The sequence below is a fragment of the Enterococcus sp. 1001283B150225_161107_E12 genome (assembly GCF_015556925.1).
Taxonomy (GTDB): Bacteria; Bacillota; Bacilli; order Lactobacillales; family Enterococcaceae; genus Enterococcus_B; species Enterococcus_B mundtii.
The window spans coordinates 18293-36679 of record NZ_JADNNI010000013.1 but is presented as its reverse complement, the minus strand read 5'-3'; the positions used below and the strand labels follow the sequence as shown (position 1 = coordinate 36679).

The 18387-nt window shown below is 39.6% G+C and carries 17 protein-coding genes and 1 other RNA gene; 7 read left to right on the top strand and 11 right to left on the bottom strand.

The window, feature by feature from the left end:
- The first annotated feature begins 25 nt into the window (after positions 1-25).
- Complete coding sequence (locus I2F89_RS10605) at positions 26-976, top strand: aldo/keto reductase (protein WP_195514309.1); 951 nt, start codon at positions 26-28, stop codon at positions 974-976.
- A gap of 62 nt (positions 977-1038) precedes the next feature.
- Here the strand turns inward: I2F89_RS10605 and I2F89_RS15520 are convergent, their stop codons facing one another.
- From I2F89_RS15520 to I2F89_RS10560, 9 genes are all read right to left on the bottom strand, one after another.
- Positions 1039-1143: a hypothetical protein gene (locus I2F89_RS15520; protein WP_229078108.1), complete on the bottom strand. Its 105-nt coding sequence runs from the start codon at positions 1141-1143 to the stop codon at positions 1039-1041.
- A 287-nt stretch (positions 1144-1430) separates the two neighbouring features.
- A complete protein-coding gene (locus I2F89_RS10595) occupies positions 1431-2690 on the bottom strand; it encodes a cytochrome P450 (RefSeq protein ID WP_074801278.1) in 1260 nt (419 codons plus the stop codon).
- 139 nt (positions 2691-2829) lie between these two features.
- On the bottom strand, positions 2830-3660 hold the full coding sequence (locus tag I2F89_RS10590) for a prenyltransferase (protein ID WP_074801273.1): 831 nt from the start codon (positions 3658-3660) through the stop codon (positions 2830-2832).
- A 154-nt stretch (positions 3661-3814) separates the two neighbouring features.
- Complete coding sequence (dtd, locus tag I2F89_RS10585; protein WP_071867725.1) at positions 3815-4261, bottom strand: D-aminoacyl-tRNA deacylase; 447 nt, start codon at positions 4259-4261, stop codon at positions 3815-3817.
- Between the two features lie 11 nt (positions 4262-4272).
- A complete protein-coding gene (locus I2F89_RS10580; protein ID WP_071867724.1) occupies positions 4273-6486 on the bottom strand; it encodes a RelA/SpoT family protein in 2214 nt (737 codons plus the stop codon).
- A 231-nt stretch (positions 6487-6717) separates the two neighbouring features.
- On the bottom strand, positions 6718-7479 hold the full coding sequence (locus I2F89_RS10575; protein WP_071867723.1) for a 16S rRNA (uracil(1498)-N(3))-methyltransferase: 762 nt from the start codon (positions 7477-7479) through the stop codon (positions 6718-6720).
- Positions 7480-8427, bottom strand: a complete 948-nt coding sequence (gene prmA, locus I2F89_RS10570) for a 50S ribosomal protein L11 methyltransferase (protein ID WP_071867722.1) — start codon at positions 8425-8427, stop codon at positions 7480-7482. It abuts the gene before it with no gap.
- 12 nt (positions 8428-8439) lie between these two features.
- The gene (locus I2F89_RS10565; protein WP_195514308.1) at positions 8440-8928 is read right to left on the bottom strand and encodes a DUF3013 family protein; all 489 of its coding nucleotides are present in this window, start codon (positions 8926-8928) and stop codon (positions 8440-8442) included.
- Positions 8897-9565 carry a DNA-3-methyladenine glycosylase gene (locus I2F89_RS10560; RefSeq protein ID WP_071867721.1) on the bottom strand — a complete coding sequence of 223 codons (669 nt, stop codon included), beginning with the start codon at positions 9563-9565 and terminating at the stop codon, positions 8897-8899. Before I2F89_RS10560 ends, I2F89_RS10565 begins: the two co-directional genes overlap by 32 nt.
- 206 nt (positions 9566-9771) lie before the next feature.
- On the opposite strand from I2F89_RS10560, the gene I2F89_RS10555 reads away from it, so the two are divergent.
- From I2F89_RS10555 to I2F89_RS10540, 4 genes are all read left to right on the top strand, one after another.
- Entirely contained in the window at positions 9772-11052 is a 1281-nt protein-coding gene (locus I2F89_RS10555; protein ID WP_086335198.1) for a replication-associated recombination protein A, read from the top strand.
- A gap of 77 nt (positions 11053-11129) precedes the next feature.
- A non-coding RNA gene (gene ssrS, locus I2F89_RS10550) (6S RNA) lies at positions 11130-11324 on the top strand.
- A gap of 91 nt (positions 11325-11415) precedes the next feature.
- Complete coding sequence (locus I2F89_RS10545) at positions 11416-11703, top strand: hypothetical protein (RefSeq protein WP_071867720.1); 288 nt, start codon at positions 11416-11418, stop codon at positions 11701-11703.
- Between the two features lie 71 nt (positions 11704-11774).
- Positions 11775-12248, top strand: a complete 474-nt coding sequence (locus I2F89_RS10540) for a universal stress protein (RefSeq protein ID WP_010734215.1) — start codon at positions 11775-11777, stop codon at positions 12246-12248.
- 48 nt (positions 12249-12296) lie between these two features.
- On the opposite strand, the gene I2F89_RS10535 is transcribed toward I2F89_RS10540, so the two are convergent.
- A complete protein-coding gene (locus tag I2F89_RS10535) occupies positions 12297-14246 on the bottom strand; it encodes a sucrose-specific PTS transporter subunit IIBC (protein ID WP_071867719.1) in 1950 nt (649 codons plus the stop codon).
- A 228-nt stretch (positions 14247-14474) separates the two neighbouring features.
- On the opposite strand from I2F89_RS10535, the gene I2F89_RS10530 reads away from it, so the two are divergent.
- Entirely contained in the window at positions 14475-15953 is a 1479-nt protein-coding gene (locus tag I2F89_RS10530; protein ID WP_074801258.1) for a sucrose-6-phosphate hydrolase, read from the top strand.
- Positions 15954-15965: 12 nt separating this feature from the next.
- Positions 15966-16949: a LacI family DNA-binding transcriptional regulator gene (locus I2F89_RS10525; protein WP_071867717.1), complete on the top strand. Its 984-nt coding sequence runs from the start codon at positions 15966-15968 to the stop codon at positions 16947-16949.
- Positions 16950-17186: 237 nt separating this feature from the next.
- Here the strand turns inward: I2F89_RS10525 and I2F89_RS10520 are convergent, their stop codons facing one another.
- Complete coding sequence (locus I2F89_RS10520) at positions 17187-18368, bottom strand: acetate/propionate family kinase (RefSeq protein WP_062806107.1); 1182 nt, start codon at positions 18366-18368, stop codon at positions 17187-17189.
- Positions 18369-18387 lie beyond the last annotated feature (19 nt).

The following is an 18387-nucleotide window of genomic DNA, read 5'->3' as shown; positions in this document are numbered from 1 at the left end:
ACTAAATAAAAAAGGAGGTAAAAAAATGTCAGAAGTAAAAATTGGTCATTCTCAAGTATATGCCGAAGCAATCGGCTTAGGTGCAAATGCCGTCGGCGGGCACAATCTTTTTTCAGGATTAGCTGATGAAACTGGAAAAGAAGTCGTCAGAGCAGCCTTAGATAATGGCTTGAACCTTATTGATACTGCTTATATTTATGGAGAAGGTCGTTCGGAACAATTGATTGGAGAAGTCTTGCAAGAACCGGCTTATGATCGTTCATGTATTATTATTGCCACCAAAGCAGCACATCTTCCAGATCAACCGAAAAAATTTGATAACTCTCCTGAATTTTTGAAGAAATCAGTCGATGAAGCGTTAGAACGTCTGCAAACAGATTATATCGATATTTTTTATATCCATTTTCCAGATGAAGCAACACCTAAAAATGAAGCAGTTGCCGCTTTACACGAACTGAAAGAAACTGGGAAAATCCGTGCCATTGGTGTGTCTAATTTCACTTTAGAGCAATTGAAAGAAGCCAACCAAGACGGCTATGTGGATATCGTACAGGATCAATTTAGTTTGATCCATCGCACAGCGGAAAAAGAATTATTCCCTTACCTCGAAGCTAACGAGATTGGTTTTGTGCCTTATTTCCCACTTGCTTCAGGTTTATTGACTGGCAAGTATGATCTAGAAAGTCCGAAACATTTTTCTGAAGACGATCCTAGAAAGAACAAACCAAACTTTCAAGGTGAACGTTATGAACGAATCATCACAGCGGTCGATCAACTCAAACCGCTTGCTGAAAAGTACCAAGCAACCACTGCTCAATTAGTCTTAGCTTGGTATATCGCACACCCGCGGATTTCATTTGTCATTCCTGGCGCAAAGAAACCAGAACAAGTCGCAGACAATGCCAAAGCTTTGGATATTCATTTGTCTTTAGAAGATGCCCAAACAATCGATCAGTTATTCCGAGAGTTTAAATAGTACTCAAAAACAACCATCGCGAGAAAATGCGGTGGTTGTTTTTTTATTATGTACAAGATGTTTCAGCATAACCTTAGCTTTTTTTTCATTTCGTCATGCGAGAGACTTTCATCAAGTTTCTGATGATCCTTCATCGCTTCATTATAGATAGCCAAGTCAATTTGCATTTCCAACGTACCTAATATCATCGTTCTAGCTAATTCCGATATTGTCAGTCCTTAAATCAGCCATTGCCAAAATAAATGATTTTTCTTCCTCTGATACACGAATTATAATTTCGCTCATTCCTTCATACCTCCTGTATATTTTTATAGAAGGATGTCGGGAGAGAAGGACTCTAATTACCTAAGAGACTACTTCTCTGCCCACTACCTAATCAATTCTAACGTAAGAGATAAAAGCGAATGTTACTTTTGTCTCTCCCTCACTGAGCAACCCAAGCTCAAAAGCCACGTTACTCTTTGTATAACAATCCTCGGCTATTCGGGTAGGTCGGAAATTGATTGAATGGAATCGTCCAATCTTGTTCTGGCACAGCAAAGGCAAAACGATTCACTAATTGATCGGAAAAAACTCGTAAACTATGCAACGTGATCCATTCACCTGCGCATCGGTGCATTCTTCGGAAATCACCGCCACCTTGTGCAATCATCTCATATTCTTCTTCATAAGAGATTTTTTTCGCTTTATCAATATATCGTTTGATCAAAAATGCCTCTGGTGAATCCACTGTCCGTTCATCATGGTTTGTTCCATACAAATCTAAAATCACCCAACTGTCTTTAGGGATGCGATAGCCATCTACTTCAACATCTTGTAAAGCAAATGCCGGTAACATTGGGAAAAATGGGTAATACCGACGCATCTCCTGAATAAAAGGATCTTGTAGTTCCTTAAAATCGTTTTTTAATTGTTGATAGATATCTGGTCGGCTGAAAAGAGCATGCCCCATCAATGCCGCCCATACGGTCAATGCCACGGTCGGCCGAATGATATTCAATAATTCTACCGCCGCAATATCCAAAGGCAAAAGATTACCTTTAAGGTCAGTAGCATTCGCAAAAGCATAGAGCGCTACATTTTCTTTTCCGGCTACTGGATTTTCTCGTGCTTCTTCCAACAACTCTTGTGCCCATTTTTCTGATTTTTTCCGATTGTCTACACCTTTAAAATGATCGATCGGTGAGGTCACTGTTCCACTGATCATGGAGATTTGATAATCTGCCAGTTGGTTGATCTCTTCTTCTGAATAATCCGCTAAGTTGATTCCAGACCATTCACAAATAGCAGTAAAAAGTACTTTTTTACTCAGGTCAAATAACTCAAAGGTACCATGCTGTTGTTCCAATTCATGTGCCAATACTCGATCCAATATTTGATGATAGTCTTCCATTCGCTCTGGTGTCATCAAATCCATAAAAATTGCTTTACGGTGATGATGTTCCGCGCCATCTAAAGACTGCACACCGTCCTTTCCAAATAATGTTTTTTGGACCATTTTAGGCATCGCGCCTTCTCGTTTGAAATTTCTCGGATCATAAAAACGTTTCGCTGCCTCTTCTCCATAGATAATCACAGCTTCCTTATTGAATATCTTTGCTTTCACAACAGGTGATTGGGCTTCTTCTCTTAGCTTTCCAAGCATTTTGTAGCCCTCATTATAGTATTTTTTGATTTCGGTCATTTTGATATCGACCACTGGAATTTCTTGCATATTTTTTGCTCCTCCTAATAAATAACTTTAGATATTATTAGGATACTCCTTGTACAATAAAACTGACAAAGGAAGTGTTTGAGACCAAGCTATATCAATTATTTTTCTTGTGCTGCTTATACCCGAATAAACAACTTCTTTATAAATCATTTAAATTAAATAAGATTTCATTATAACGTTCTGTGGCTCTTTCACTCACTCGTCCTTTTTCACAAAAAGATAATTTTCTTAACTTAGGTACCACTCTTTCCACTCGAATCATTCCTTCGTCTAGCTTTGAAGTCAGCGCATGAAATGCCTCTTTGAAGCGCACGTCTTTTCTAGCGTATTTGTAAAAAGACAAAACATAGACATAATAAAATAAATTATAGCTTCTAAAGGGATATTCTACTTGCATGAATAATGTTCCGATCCCGTGATGGCAAGGTCCAATCGGTTGTTTGATCGTCCAATGGGACAATAAAAATTCCACCGCTCGATCCAACCGCTCATCGTTGTTGATCCATTCGGAGAAACGAAAGGCATCCAAAACTGTTAAGGTCGTCATCGGTGTAGAAAATTCGGTTTCAGGGCCTTTGCCAAAACTATACTTATTGCACTTCCATCCGCCATCTTCTTCTTGGGTAGCGAGAAAATAATCAAATGTTTTTTTGAGTCTCTTGTCTGTTGCATAATCTAAATAACACAATGTTCGAAGTGCAGCAGCCGTATGGCATGGGTAGATCGCACCTTTTGGCGAAACTTTGAATCGTCCGTCTTCCCGCCATGCTTCAAGTATCAAATTGGCCGTTTCTTGTAGGTAAGCTTCTTTAGCTAACACACCTGCATCTAAAAGATACAATGGGCATTCTAAAGTACTGAATGGGGCTCCTTTGATCAATTTTTTATCTGACGTTGCCCAGTAATCAAAGCCATTATCATAGCGATGGGAAAGTATTTCATCTATAGTTGCTTGATTTCCATTAGCCATTGGCAAGCACCTCCTATGTTCAATTTTATCGCATCTCAGTACTTATGACGAACAAAAACCGAAAGCGCATTCTAAAATTAGGAATAAAGTAAACAAAAAAAGTCTGATTTTGAGAAACTCCATCAAAATCAGACTGATCTTTTTTATTCATTTATCATTTATTTTGAGAATCAATAATGATCGTCACTGGGCCATCATTCACAAGAGAAACCGCCATATCTGCACCAAATTCTCCTGTTTCAACGGTGATTCCTCGTTGTCTTAGCCCTTCGTTAAAGGCTTCGTATAAAGGAATCGCTGTTTCCGGACGTGCTGCTGCGATAAAACTTGGTCGATTGCCTTTTTTTGTGTCTGCAAAAAGAGTGAACTGAGAAATACTCAACAGCGCTCCTTTGACATCTTCAATACTTAAATTCATTTTTCCTTGTTCATCTTCAAAGATACGCATCTGGGCAATTTTTTTGATCAAATAATCGACGTCTGTTTGCGTATCTGTCTCATGAACACCTAGCAAAATCAACAAGCCATGATCGATACGACCCACTTCTCGTTCGTTGATCGACACAGCTGCTTGACTCACTCGTTGGATCACTGCGCGCAAGGTACTACCTCCTAGCCATTCATCCGGCGTACGCTATATACATCCGGTACGGTCTTGATTTTATCGACAATACTTTTCAAGTGTGACAAGTTGCGTATCCCTACTGTCAAATGGATCGTCGCCATTTTGTCTTTATTCGTTCGTGCTTCGACACTGTTCAGATTTTTAGTCATCGCATTCACTGTCTGCAAGACGTCATTTAACATGCCAGAACGATTATAGCCATAGATCTCTAAATCAGCATCATACTCTTTGTTCGTATTTGAAGTGTCTTCCCATTCAACGTCGATCAACCGTTCTTCCACATTTGGTTTATCCGGTTGGACATTCGGACAGTCTTTGCGATGGATCGAGATACCACGTCCTTTGGTGATATAGCCCACGATGTCATCCCCTGGTACAGGATTACAACAACGGCTGATCCGGATCAACAAGTTTTCAACACCTTGGATGACGACGCCACCTTCATGACGAACCTTCATTTTTTCAGGCTCTTTTTTAGGTTGATTCATCAACTCTTCTGCTTCTTGTTTTTGTTGCTCGATTTTTTGTTCTTTCCGCTCTTTTTCAGTCAAGCGATTAGCCATCGTCAATGGACTTACTTCGCCATAACCAATCGCGGCATACATGTCTTCTTCTGTTTGGAAATTCAAACGTTCTAATGCGTCATGTAATTTATTTTTTGAAAGGATCTCCTTTGGTACAAAGCCAAGATCTGTAATACACTTCACTAAAGCTTCATGACCCTTCGTCACATTCTCGTCTCGATCTTGTCCTTTGAAGAAACGCTTGATTTTATTTCTCGCTTTACTAGTAGCTACTAATTTCAGCCAATCACGACTTGGTCCAAATGAATTTGGCGAAGTCAGAATCTCGATAATATCACCATTCTTCAATTTGTAATCTAATTGGACCATTTTCCCATTGATTTTAGCACCAGTCGTTTTGTTCCCGATATCTGTATGGATGCTATAAGCAAAGTCTAACGGTCCTGATCCTTTAGGAAGCTCAGTCACATCGCCTTTTGGAGTGAACACATAGACTTTATCACTAAAGATATCGCCCTTCACTCCCTCCATGAATTCAGAAGCATCGTAACTTTCATCTTGCAGTTCGATGATCTCATGGAACCAACTTAACTGTTTTGTCATCCCATCAGGTTCAACTTTGTCGCCTTTTCCTTCTTTATACGCCCAGTGAGCAGCTACCCCAAACTCAGCGATTTCGTGCATTTCTTGGGTTCGGATCTGGATCTCGACAGGGTTGCCTGCTGGTCCGATAACAGTTGTATGCAACGATTGATACATATTCGCTTTAGGCATCGCGATATAATCTTTGAATCTACCTGGCATGGGTTTCCATTTCGTATGGATCGCGCCTAGTACTGCATAACAATCCTTGATCGAATCTACGATCACTCGAATCGCTAGTAGATCATAGATTTCATTGAACTGCTTCTTTTGATCTTTCATCTTACGGTAAATCGAATAGATGTGCTTCGGACGGCCATAGATCTCTGCAAAAATCCCCAATTCTTCCGTTGCTAAACGGATATCCTCCACTGTACCACTGACATAATTTTCACGTTCTTCTCGTTTTGTTTGCATCAAGTGGACGATTCGATAATATTGCTTTGGATTGAGATAACGCAGCGCCGTATCCTCTAATTCCCATTTGATTCGACTGATCCCTAAACGATGAGCAAGCGGTGCGTATATTTCCAATGTTTCTTGCGCAATGCGTCGTTGTTTATCTTCCCGCAAATGCTTTAACGTACGCATGTTATGTAAACGATCGGCTAACTTCACCATGATTACACGTAAATCTTGAGCCATAGCTAATAACATTTTGCGGTGATTTTCCGCTAGTTGTTCTTCGTGGGATTTATATTTGATTTTTCCTAACTTCGTCACTCCGTCCACCAACATTGCCACGTCGTTCCCGAAGGCTTCTCTTAAATCTTCTAAGGTTACTTCTGTATCTTCTACCACATCATGTAAAAAACCAGTGGCAACCGTGTGGGGGTCCATTCGGAGATCTGCAAGAATCCCTGCAACTTGGATCGGATGGATGATATAAGGTTCTCCTGATTTACGAAACTGTCCTTCGTGGGCAGTGGTCGCGTAGTCACATGCTTTTTGCACAAAAGCGACATGTTCAGGTCCCATGTATTGGCTAACCATCTTAATGACGTCAGGCCCTGTTAATATTTCTTCTTTTGGCATGGGAAACATCCCCCTTTCTATTCATAATCAAAACAGATATTTTTTATCGTGAGAAAGCATTTTTTTATAGCTTAGGATTAAATAATTGTTCTTATTATACCGATTGTGTCAATGATTTTCAATTCCGTACAAAAGGAAAAATGCCCCCTTCACTTTGAGGGATCAAGAAAACAGAAAAAGTCATTCATTTGTTTTGGAGAGAATCGTTATCCCTAACGATTCACTCACCTATTACTTGCTAGGTGCTTGTAATTCAAGCTGAAAACTGGCGGCACTTAGCAAATACAATGGTGCAGTTTCTGTTCGTAGGATTCTTGGACCAAGACCACAAAGAATGCCACCTTGTGATTCAAAATGAGCGACTTCTTGTGGAGATAATCCGCCTTCTGGGCCAAACACTGCAAGGATCCGAGTACCTGGTAAAACAGATTGAAGTATTTTGGCTAAATTAGCGGCTTCCCCTTGTTTTGCTGATTCTTCATATGCAATCAGAAGGACATCATACGAACTGAGCGTCTCATAAAATTCCTTTTCTGTCTCCATTAAAGATACTTGCGGGACGACTTGGCGATGCGACTGTTCCGCCGCTTCCTGTGCAATCTTGACCAATCGTTCTTGTCGCTTTTTGCGTTTTTTGGCATCCCATTTGACGACAGAAGCCGCAGCAGGAAATCCCACAAACCCGTGAGCGCCTAGCTCTGTCCCTTTTTGTACGATCCAATCCAACTTATCCCCTTTAGGATATCCGCTAGCAATCGTGATCTTGCAGGGTAATTCTTTTTGAACACTTTCTTTCGCCACTTCGACTAAGAAAACTTCATTCTCGTTCATTTCATTGATTTCTGCAATGATCGCGATTTGGTCGTTAAATGCTAAATAGACCTGATCTTTCACTGCCATTCGCATGACTCTTACCATATGGTGATAGGCTTCACCTTCTATTACAAAACGTTCTTGTGGTCGATAAGGTTCATCTAGAAAATATCGTTGCATTTAATCCACCTCAGGTTTTTTTAGCATAATGGCATACCAATCTTTTTGTTGGAACACTTGATCGACAACAAAACCTTGTTCTTCCATCGCTGCGAGAACCATTTCTTTCTTCTCTTCAATGATTCCAGAAACGATCAACGTCCCAGTTTGTTTTAGTAAACGCCACGCATCAGGGATCATCAACAAAATGATATCAGCCAAAATATTAGCTACGATCACATCACTCTCGATCTCAATACCTTTTAATAGGTCATTGGCCGACACATGCACATCTTTGGCTACTTCATTTAGATCCATATTTTCTTTTGCTGAACGTACTGCCACTTCATCGAGATCATACGCATAGACTTCTTTTGCCCCTAAATGCTTCGCCGCAATACTCAACACTCCAGAACCAGTACCGACATCTAAAACCGTTTCTCCACCTCGCAAGGTCGACTCCAGTGCTTGTAATGTCAAAGAAGTCGTTGGATGCGTACCTGTTCCAAACGCCATCCCTGGATCTAATGTAATGATTTTTTCTAATGGATCAGACGTTTGGTAACTTTCCCAACTTGGTACGACAGTTAGTAAACGTGTGATCCGAACCGGATGATAATATTTTTTCCAAGCCGTTGCCCAATTGCTTTCTTCGACTTCACTCACCGTCACAATGTTCTTACCGATCGCTAATCCAAATTCGGGTAATTTTGTCACACGTTCTTTGATAAAAGGTAAAATTTCCGGTAAAAAGATCGTTTCAGGGAAATAAGCCATCACGATGGCACCCTCTTCAATCGTTGTAAAATCTTCTTTTGTCAGGATTTCTCCATAAGGATCAGATTTAAAATTTTCGACGTCCAATGAATCTTCGATCGCGACACCACTCGCTCCTGCTTCCATTAAAATATTTGCGACTGCTTCAACCGCTTCACTCGCCGTTTCGATTTTGACTTCATTCCATTTCATATACGTTGCTCCTTAATAGCTGGGATAGGGTAGATATCCATCTTTTTCATTTTGTTGTTTTTCTTCGACTAAACGTGTGAACACATGGTTGTCCCATTTCAATTCAAAGACAGCTGTTTCGTCTTCTGCATCTAAAAAATCTAAAAGATCACTTTGACCTTGTGCTAATACATCATTCAAGTAGTCAATCAGTGCCTCGGCTACAGAACTCGCTAACCCTTTCTTTCCTTCATAAGGGATCACTGCCAGGTAATCTTGCTCATCAAATGTAGATTTTTCTGGGTTGAATAGTAAAACACCATCTTCAAATTCAATGATTTCTTCTTCCGAGACAACCCCTTGGGCATCATCTAATTCAAAATGCGCTTGATTTTCTGCAAATAAACGTACCACAATCTCAATCGTATGGTTTTTTGTGTCCCAATCTAACGCCACATCATAATCTGTGATCTTCTTTTCAATGGCTGTATCAAGGTAATCCAATATTGTTGTTTTCTTCATTTTGTTTCCTCCAACCCCAGTCTTCATCGACTTGGTTCTTTTTTTGTAATGAAAGATACGGATTTCCAGCAACGACAAAACGCAATGGTTTTTCCGTCCATTCTCCTTTATTCGGTATACCGATTCTAGGCAACGCCAATATTTTTTTTGGTAGCCGTTTTTTCTCAAAAACCAAACGCAACGAGCTATCACGAATCGACTGTCCATATAAATCTGGTGATAGACCTAAGGCTGCCACTAATTTCCCCGGACCATTACTAATATCAGGACCCGCCTTCCCTTTGCGATTCAGGCTCATTTTCTCAATCCCTTCAACCGGCTCAATGGCCCGGATCATCACCCCTTGTGGTACTCCTTCGGGTTGTGTGATGATATTTAAGATCAAGTGGGTGTGCATTGTGTAGAGATAGATTGTTCCTGGTTCTTCATACATTGCACGCACTCGAGGCGTACGCCGCATACCATAACTGTGAGCAGCCAGATCTTCCGGACCTAAGTAAGCTTCTGCATCTACGATATAGCCACCTAAGCGCCCATTTGGTGTTTCATATTCCAGATACATTCCTAGTAAATCTTTTGCCACTTCTGCCGTTGTTTTATTTAATAAAAGTTCATCTAATTGTTTTTGATTTGTCATTTGCTTCACCACCTTTATCATACACAATATTAGGCAAAGAAGCTATGAAAAAAGCGGGTCAGAAAGTTGGCGATTGCCATTGCTGAGCTAGAGAAAGCTATTTCTAGCTTCTCGCCCTATTCTGACGATTCCTCCGCCTTTTGCGCCCCTTTATCCTATGAGATATGTTATAATAAACGAACGAATAATCCAAAGGAGGCAGACTGATGCAACAACCATTAGCCTATCGGATGCGTCCGAAAAATATCGATGAAGTCGTTGGCCAACGCCATTTAGTTGGTGAAGGTAAGATCATTCGCCGTATGGTTGATGCAGAAATGTTATCTTCCATGATTTTATATGGACCACCCGGCACAGGAAAGACAAGTATCGCTAGTGCCATTGCTGGCTCAACTAATTTTGCCTTTCGGATGTTGAATGCCGCGACTGATTCTAAAAAAGATCTACAAGTTGTCGCCGAAGAAGCTAGAATGAGCGGTACTGTGATTCTTTTACTTGATGAAGTCCATCGATTAGATAAAACAAAGCAAGATTTTTTACTTCCGCATTTAGAAAACGGTCGTATCATCTTGATTGGGGCAACCACTGAAAATCCTTATATCACTATTAATCCAGCAATCCGTAGTCGGACACAGATTTTTGAGGTAAAACCTTTAGACGAAGAAGATATCCAATTAGCCATTCATCGTGCATTGTCCGATAAAGAAAATGGCTTAGGAGAATCATCCATCAAAATAGATGAAAATGCCTTGCTTCATTTATCTCGCGCCACTAACGGCGATTTGAGAAGCGCACTTAATGGCTTGGAACTTGCTGTACGTTCCACTAAAAAGCAAGAAGACGGCACAATTCATCTCACCCTTGCTATTGTTGAAGAGTGTATCCAGCGAAAAGCATTGACGCATGATAAAAATGGGGATGCTCACTATGATGTGATCTCCGCCTTTCAAAAATCCATTCGTGGGAGCGACGTGGATGCTGCATTACACTACTTGGCACGTTTAGTCGAAGCTGGGGATTTAGCAAGTATTTGTCGTCGCTTGATGGTGATCGGTTACGAAGATATTGGGTTAGGCAACCCTGCTGCTGCGGCTCGAACAGTCAACGCTGTGCTAGCTGCCGAACGTTTAGGTTTACCAGAAGGACGTATCCCTTTAGCTGATGCAGTCGTCGATCTTTGCCTTTCACCCAAATCAAATTCTGCCTATACCGCATTAGATACAGCCATTGCAGACATAAGAGCAGGAAAAGCGGGCGAAGTTCCTGATCACTTAAAAGATAGCCATTATCAAGGTGCCAAGTCATTGAATCGAGGTGTAGACTATCAATATCCTCATAGCTACGAAAATGCTTGGGTCGATCAACAATATCTACCTGATAAACTGAAACATACACAGTATTATCAACCTAAAAATACTGGGAAGTACGAACAAGCCTTAGGACAGCAATATCAGCGCATTAAAGAATGGCAGAAAAAAACACAATAACTACCGTCATTGAAAGCGTTCAAAATTATTGAGCGCCCACATTGCTCTTTTTAAATCCATGTGCTACTATATAAGTGGGAAATCTGTGATGTTCGAATTGTCCTCTTTGTGTGTTGACCGAACATTTTTATTGATATCTTGGGACCTGTCTTGTGTCACAGCTGGTAACATGCCTTATCATTTGGTAGTTCGATGCGACGACCATGGGACCCACCTGCTTGAATTCGCGGGATCAATACTACAGGACAAACAACGGCATTAACGGAGATTACCATTTTTTTACCTATTAAGAGGCAGTACCGATTTATCGGTGCTGCCTCTTTTATGGTATGATTGGTTTTAGAAAAAGTAGGAGTGGATACAATGATTCGTTTATTGATGGCGATTGCCGCCTTATTGCTATTATTTGTCAGTTATTACTTATTTAAAAAACAAACGATTTTTTTCGTTCTTATCGAACAGAATAAAAAGAATCAAGATTTTCTAAGTATTTTCGGTTCGATCTACGCGTTTTTAGGACTTCTAGGACTCGTTGTCGTAGCAATCAATCATCGGTTTTTTGCATTACTTTATTTAGTCATCGTAATCGTTGTTGCCTCTGTCTTCAGCATCGGTTTTGCCAAAAAAATGACGAAACCTGACAGTAAATAATTCTCATTTCTTTGAATTTGCTTTACAATAGAATTGTAAACCAAGTATCTTTTTTGAAGGAGTGAATGCTGATGTTACAACAATATAGAAAAATCATGGTTGCGGTCGACGGTTCTGAAGAAGCCGAATTAGCGTTTAAAAAAGCAGTAAACGTTGCTTTAAGAAATAACAGCGAGCTTTTATTAGCTCATGTCATTGACACACGATCTTTCCAAACTGTTTCATCCTTTGATGGCATGTTGGCAGAACAAGCAACAGAAATGGCCAAGCAAACACTAGCCGATTATGAGATGAAAGCTAAAAAAGCTGGATTACATCAAGTGACAACTGTGGTAGAATACGGTTCTCCAAAGCATATCATTGCTAAAGAAATCCCTGAAGACCATGAAGTGGACTTGATCCTTTTAGGTGCAACTGGACTCAACGCAGTCGAACGTCTATTTATCGGTTCTGTTTCAGAATACGTTATTCGCAATGCAGCATGTGATGTTCTAGTCGTACGTACAAACTTAGAAAATCAATTACCAAAAAAAGAAGATAAGTGATTATTTCATAAAAAGCATTGAGAAATTTTTATTTCTCAATGCTTTTTATTAGTTAGATTCTGTCTTTGAACGTAGCATGAGCAATCTTTCTTTGCTATCTACTGTGCCTTCTGTAACAGGAGTAATTGATTCATACGACAAAGAATTGGTAATAATCACCATTACCGTATCATCATAACCGGCCTGCTTGAGCTTTTGCTGATCAAATCTTCCCAACAGCTGGCCTTTCTTTACCTTATCTCCTACCTGAAATTCTGTCGAAAACCCTTGACCATTTAATTCAACTGTATCAATACCTATATGGATCAAAATTTCTCCACCAGCATCTGTTTTCAACCCATAGGCATGTTTCGATTCATAAACAACAGTCAGTTCACCATCGGCTGGAGCAAATAAAAGTCCTTCCGTTGGTCTGATTGCTATTCCTTTCCCCATCATCTCTTTAGAAAATACAGGATCTTCCACTGTCTGCAGTGATATCAGTTTACCAGAAACAGGAGCGACGATCACTTCTTCTATCACACGTTCCTCCTCTTTTGCAACACTCGGTACATCTGCTGTTTCCGGTTCTTCACTAGCAAGTAGGTATGCGTGTTTTTTTCCATAAAGATATGTTGTAGTGAAACCAACGAGTAAACTGATCAGGATACCTATCATGAAAAAAGGAATCTGATTAGGCGTAATTGAAATAAAGCCGATGACGCTGGCGGGACCTAAAGCAATAGCAAGTACATGGAAAAAACCGATGAACATGGAGGAGATCCCGGCAGCAATCATTCCACAAATAAATGGAAACTTTAATTTTAGATTGACACCAAAAATTGCTGGCTCTGTAATTCCTAGTAAAGCAGAGATGCTAGCAGAAGTTGCTAAACTTTTTTGCTTTGTATTTTTAGTCAATAACATGATGGCAAGTGTTGCTGCACCCTGTCCAACGTTTGCCATTGAAGCAACTGGGAAAATAAATGTTCCTCCCGTTCGAGCCACATCAGCCAATAAAGATGTTTCAATTGCTGGAAAACTTTGATGAAGACCAGTGATCACGATTGGTGAATAGAACAAACCAAAAATCCCTAATCCGATTGCTCCAGTTGTTTGATACAACCAACTCAACCCTGCTGTTAAGCTGTCTCCGACTGCTTGCATCACTGGACCAACCACAACGAATGTCAAAAAACCTGTAATGATAATGGCTAACATCGGTGTAAATGTATAATCAAATGCATTAAGTAAACGTTTATGGAAGAATTTCTCTAAATTCGCCAAAATCCATGAAACAGCTAAAACTGGTAAGACCGATCCTTGGTAACCTGCTTGAGCAATGTTTAACCCAAAAATATTCCAATAAGGCATTGTTCCTTCTGCCACAGCATTTGCTACGCTGTACCCATTGACCAGCTCCGGCATCACCATCGCCATTGCCATTGCTGCTCCTAGATAAGGATTGCCACCAAATCTTCGCGTTGCTGAAAAACCTACTAGGATCGGGAGAAATGCAAATGGAGCAGAAGCCAGTAAATTAATAATGCTAGTCACATCTTTTAAATTAGGATACATCTCAATCACTGATTGTGGTCCGAATAGATCTTGTGCGGTCAAAACATTATTGATTGCCATCAATAACCCACCTGCGACTAAAGCAGGAACAATTGGTACGAATATATCAGACAGTACTTTGATCAAGGACATAAAAGGATTCTGTTTCTTCCCTGATTGTGCTACCGCTTTCAAATCGTCAGTCGATGCTTCTTTTGTACCGGTCAGCTGTATAAGTTCGTCGTAAACGTTATTCACATCACCTGCGCCTATAATGATTTGGAATTGATGGTTTGCTTCAAAGGTTCCTTTTACTTCATCAATGGCATCTAGTGCCTTTTGATTCACTTTCGCTTGATCTTTTAATACTAAACGCAAACGAGTTGCACAATGTGCGGCAGCTTGGATATTATTTTCCCCTAGTGCGTCATTGATTTCTTTTGCCACTTTTTTATAATCCACTTTTTGTCCCCCCTATATAATCTAAACATCAATTTTTTGTAACCGTTATCCTAGCTTGAGTATGCCACGACACTTCACAATTGTCAAACGTTTATCAAAAATAAAGCTTATCTTTTAAATTAAATAACCAGTAATAAAATAATACAAATAACAATAATGATATACGTTTGACATTAATGTTGGTTCGAGCTATTCTATAATAGAATACGTTTACAAGGAGTCGTACTTATGAATAATAATTTTAAATGGACACGTCAACTACGTTATCAAGCTTATCAGGCGTGGCCTCAAGAGTATCAAACACTGTTAAAGGAACAAGTAGCTCATTCTCCTTGGCGTTTGGATTACCACATTCAACCACCTTCTGGTTTGTTGAACGACCCAAATGGTTTTTCTTTTTTCAACGGCAAATGGCACTTATTTTACCAAGCTTATCCGATGGGCACTGTTCATGGGTTAAAATCTTGGTACCACTTGACTTCTAAGAATTTAGTCGATTGGCAAGAGGAAGGATTGAAACTTCTGCCCAGCACATCATATGATAGTCATGGCGTCTATTCCGGTTCAGCACTTCCGGTTAATGACAAATTATTTTTGGCCTATACAGGCAATGTCCGTGATGAAAATTGGACACGCACTTCGTATCAGTTGGGTGCATGGATGCAACCTAATGGCGAACTATCAAAATTAACCACCCCACTGATTTCTAAGCCACCTTACGGCTATACACAAGAATTTCGAGATCCTCAAGTGATTTTTTATAAAGACGAATATTTGTTATTGTTGGGTGCACAAAATCAAAATAAACAAGGAGAAATTTTAGTTTACCGTAGTTCCGATCTAGACACTTGGTCTTACGCAGGTCCTTTACAATTTACGCAACAATCGATGGGATTTATGATCGAGTGTCCTAACTTAGTATTCATCGACGGAAAAGCGCTATTGCTTTTTTGTCCACAAGGCTTAGAACAGTCTAATCTGGAGTATCAAAATATATACCCGAATGCTTACATCATCGGAGAAGCCTATAACATCGAAACGAATCAACTTACCCAACCTTCAACCCTTAGAAATCTTGACGAAGGCTTTGATCTTTATGCTACTCAAGCATTCAACGCTCCTGATGGTCGTGCCTTAGCAGTTAGTTGGATCGGGTTGCCTGAAATCAGTTATCCGACTGATCCATTTGGCTGGGCTCATTGTCTAAGTATCGTCAAAGAGTTGACGATCGAAAATGGGACACTCCATCAACGTCCTGTAAAAGAAATGAGTCAATTACGGATTGATCCGCCATGTTCTTTGAATCAATCAGTCTCACAGATAAATACCGAGCAAAATCGCTACGAAATCAACTTAGAGTTTAAAGAAAATCAAAGTGGAAAAATTCATTTATGTAGTGATCCCATGGGAAATAACGGATTGATCCTCTCTTTCGATCGCAGGCATGGTAAAATGAAAATAGATCGTAGCTTATCAGGAGAAGTATTTGCAGAAGATTATGGTGTCACAAGAGAATTTACAATTTCACAAGAACCTTTGTCTTTACAAATCTTTGTTGATATTTCTGTAGTCGAAATCTTTATCAATGACGGTAAACAAACGGCTACTGCCCGAATTTTCCCTTCAAGCGAACAGACCACACTCTTGATCGAATGTGACCATGCCTTCTCAGGAACGCTTTGGAAGTTACGTAAAATGAATGAATAGAGGGTAAGTTAAATGGTTGTTAAATTAACCGATGTAGCCAAAAAGGCTGGAGTCTCACCAACCACTGTATCACGTGTCATCAATAACTACGGCTCATTGAGCCAAAAAACAATCGATAAAGTAAATCAAGCAATGAAAGAATTAAATTATCAACCCAATTCATTGGCTCGTTCTCTTCAAGGAAAAAACACCCAATTGATTGGCTTGATTTTTCCTACAGTTGCCAACCCTTTCTTTGGTGAATTAGTCGAACAATTAGAAAGTAAACTATTTGATTTAGGATACCGTTCAATATTATGCGATAGTGCAAACAATAAAGAAAAAGAACGAAACTACCTCAACATGCTAGCTGCAAACAAAGTAGATGGTATCCTTGCTGGAGCACATAATCTGGGTATCCAAGAATACGAAAATATTGAACTACCCATTGTCTCCTTCGACCGCTATTTAGCCGAAGGCATTCCAATTATCAGTAGTGACAATTTACGTGGTGGATACTTAGCTACCGAAAACCTTTATTTAAAAGGTGCCAGAAACATTGCCATCTTAACTGGCTCCCAAGAATCAAATTCACCGACCAATCAACGATTGAATGGATATTTGGCATTTATGGAAGAATTCCAGTTAGAGCCGCACGTGTTTCATTTTCATTCTACTGCCCGCTCAACTGCTTTAAAAAATTTAGAGATCAAACGGATTTTAGAAATGGAAACAATTGATGCTTTATTTTGTACAGACGATTTAACTGCTATTTTAGCCTATAATCTCTGTCAAGAGTTGCATATTAAAATTCCTGAAGAAATAAAAATCATCGGGTATGATGGAACAAAAATGATTCAAAATTATTTCCCACAGCTCTCGACCATCGCACAACCAATTACAGATATTGCTGACATCTTAGTCGACCTAATGCTCCAACGGATCCAGGATCCAGAGAAACCACTTGAATCCAACTATGTGTTACCAGTGAAATTGATTCAAGGAAGCACGACATGAAACAATCAGCGATTTGAATGAAAGTATATCTTCTATTTTCCTATTACTAGAAGATATACTTTTCTTGAAGGCGTTGCTTCTAGCTTCGTTCAGCTGATTTAAGTCAGGCAAAAAACCAAAAAGAGCTGGACAATGTCCAACTCTCTTTTTATAGAAACTTTATATTAATCCGGCTAATTTCTTAGCGTCATCCAAATCACGCGGACAAACATCCATTACTTCTTTATTTGAAGCAACTTAACGCAAGCGTTCTACATCACGTGCAATCATTAATTCTTCATCTGTTGGGATGACTAATACTTTGACTTTTGAGTCTTTTGTTGAGATGTCTAACTCTTCACCACGTAATTTGTTCAATTCTGGATCGATCTCACAACCAAACCATGTCATACCTTTGATCACTTCGTTACGCACATGACCATCGTTTTCTCCGATACCCGCAGTAAATACGATTGCGTCAACGCCGTTCATTGTTGTTACATAGCCACCGATATATTTACGGATACGGTCAACAAATACATCATAAGCCAAACGGATCTCTTCTTTATCGTAATTGTTTTCAAGGTCACGCATATCACTAGATAGATTTGTTAACCCTAAAAGACCAGATTTTTTGTTTAAGATATCAACCATTTCATTGATATCGATCGATAATTTTTCCATTAGATAAGGTAAGATCGCTGGATCGATATCACCAGAACGAGTACCCATCGTTACACCAGCTAATGGCGTGAAGCCCATTGATGTATCAACAGATTTACCACCGTCAACAGCAGTAATCGAAGCACCATTTCCTAAATGACAAGTAATGATTTTTAAGTCTTCGATCGGCTTACCTAACATGTCTGCCGCACGTTCAGAAACATAACGGTGACTTGTTCCGTGGAACCCATATTTTCTCACTTTAAAATCTTCGTAGTAAGCGATTGGTAAGCTGTACAAGTAATTGTGTTTCGGCATAGTCGCATGGAAAGACGTATCAAAGACAGCTACACTTTGGATATCTGGCAAAATTTTCTTAAATGCTTTGATTCCCATTAAGTTGGCAGGATTATGCAATGGTGCAAATTCTGCTAATTCTTGGATGCGTGCCATTACTTCTTCATCGATGACTACAGAGTCACCATAAGTTTCTCCACCGTGAACGACACGATGTCCGACACCTGTGATTTCATCATATGCGCCTAAAATATTTAATTCGATCAATTGATCCAATAACATTTTTACAGCAACTTCATGATCATCAATATCTAAGATTTGTTCAAATTTTTGGCCTTCACCATACTTGATTGTAAAAATTGAATCATTTAATCCAATTCTTTCAACGATTCCTTTAGCAACTACAGTTTCTTCTGGCATTTGGTATAACTGCCATTTTAAACTTGAACTTCCAGCATTGATTGCAATTGTTTTTGACATGTTACTCTCCTTTTTGGTA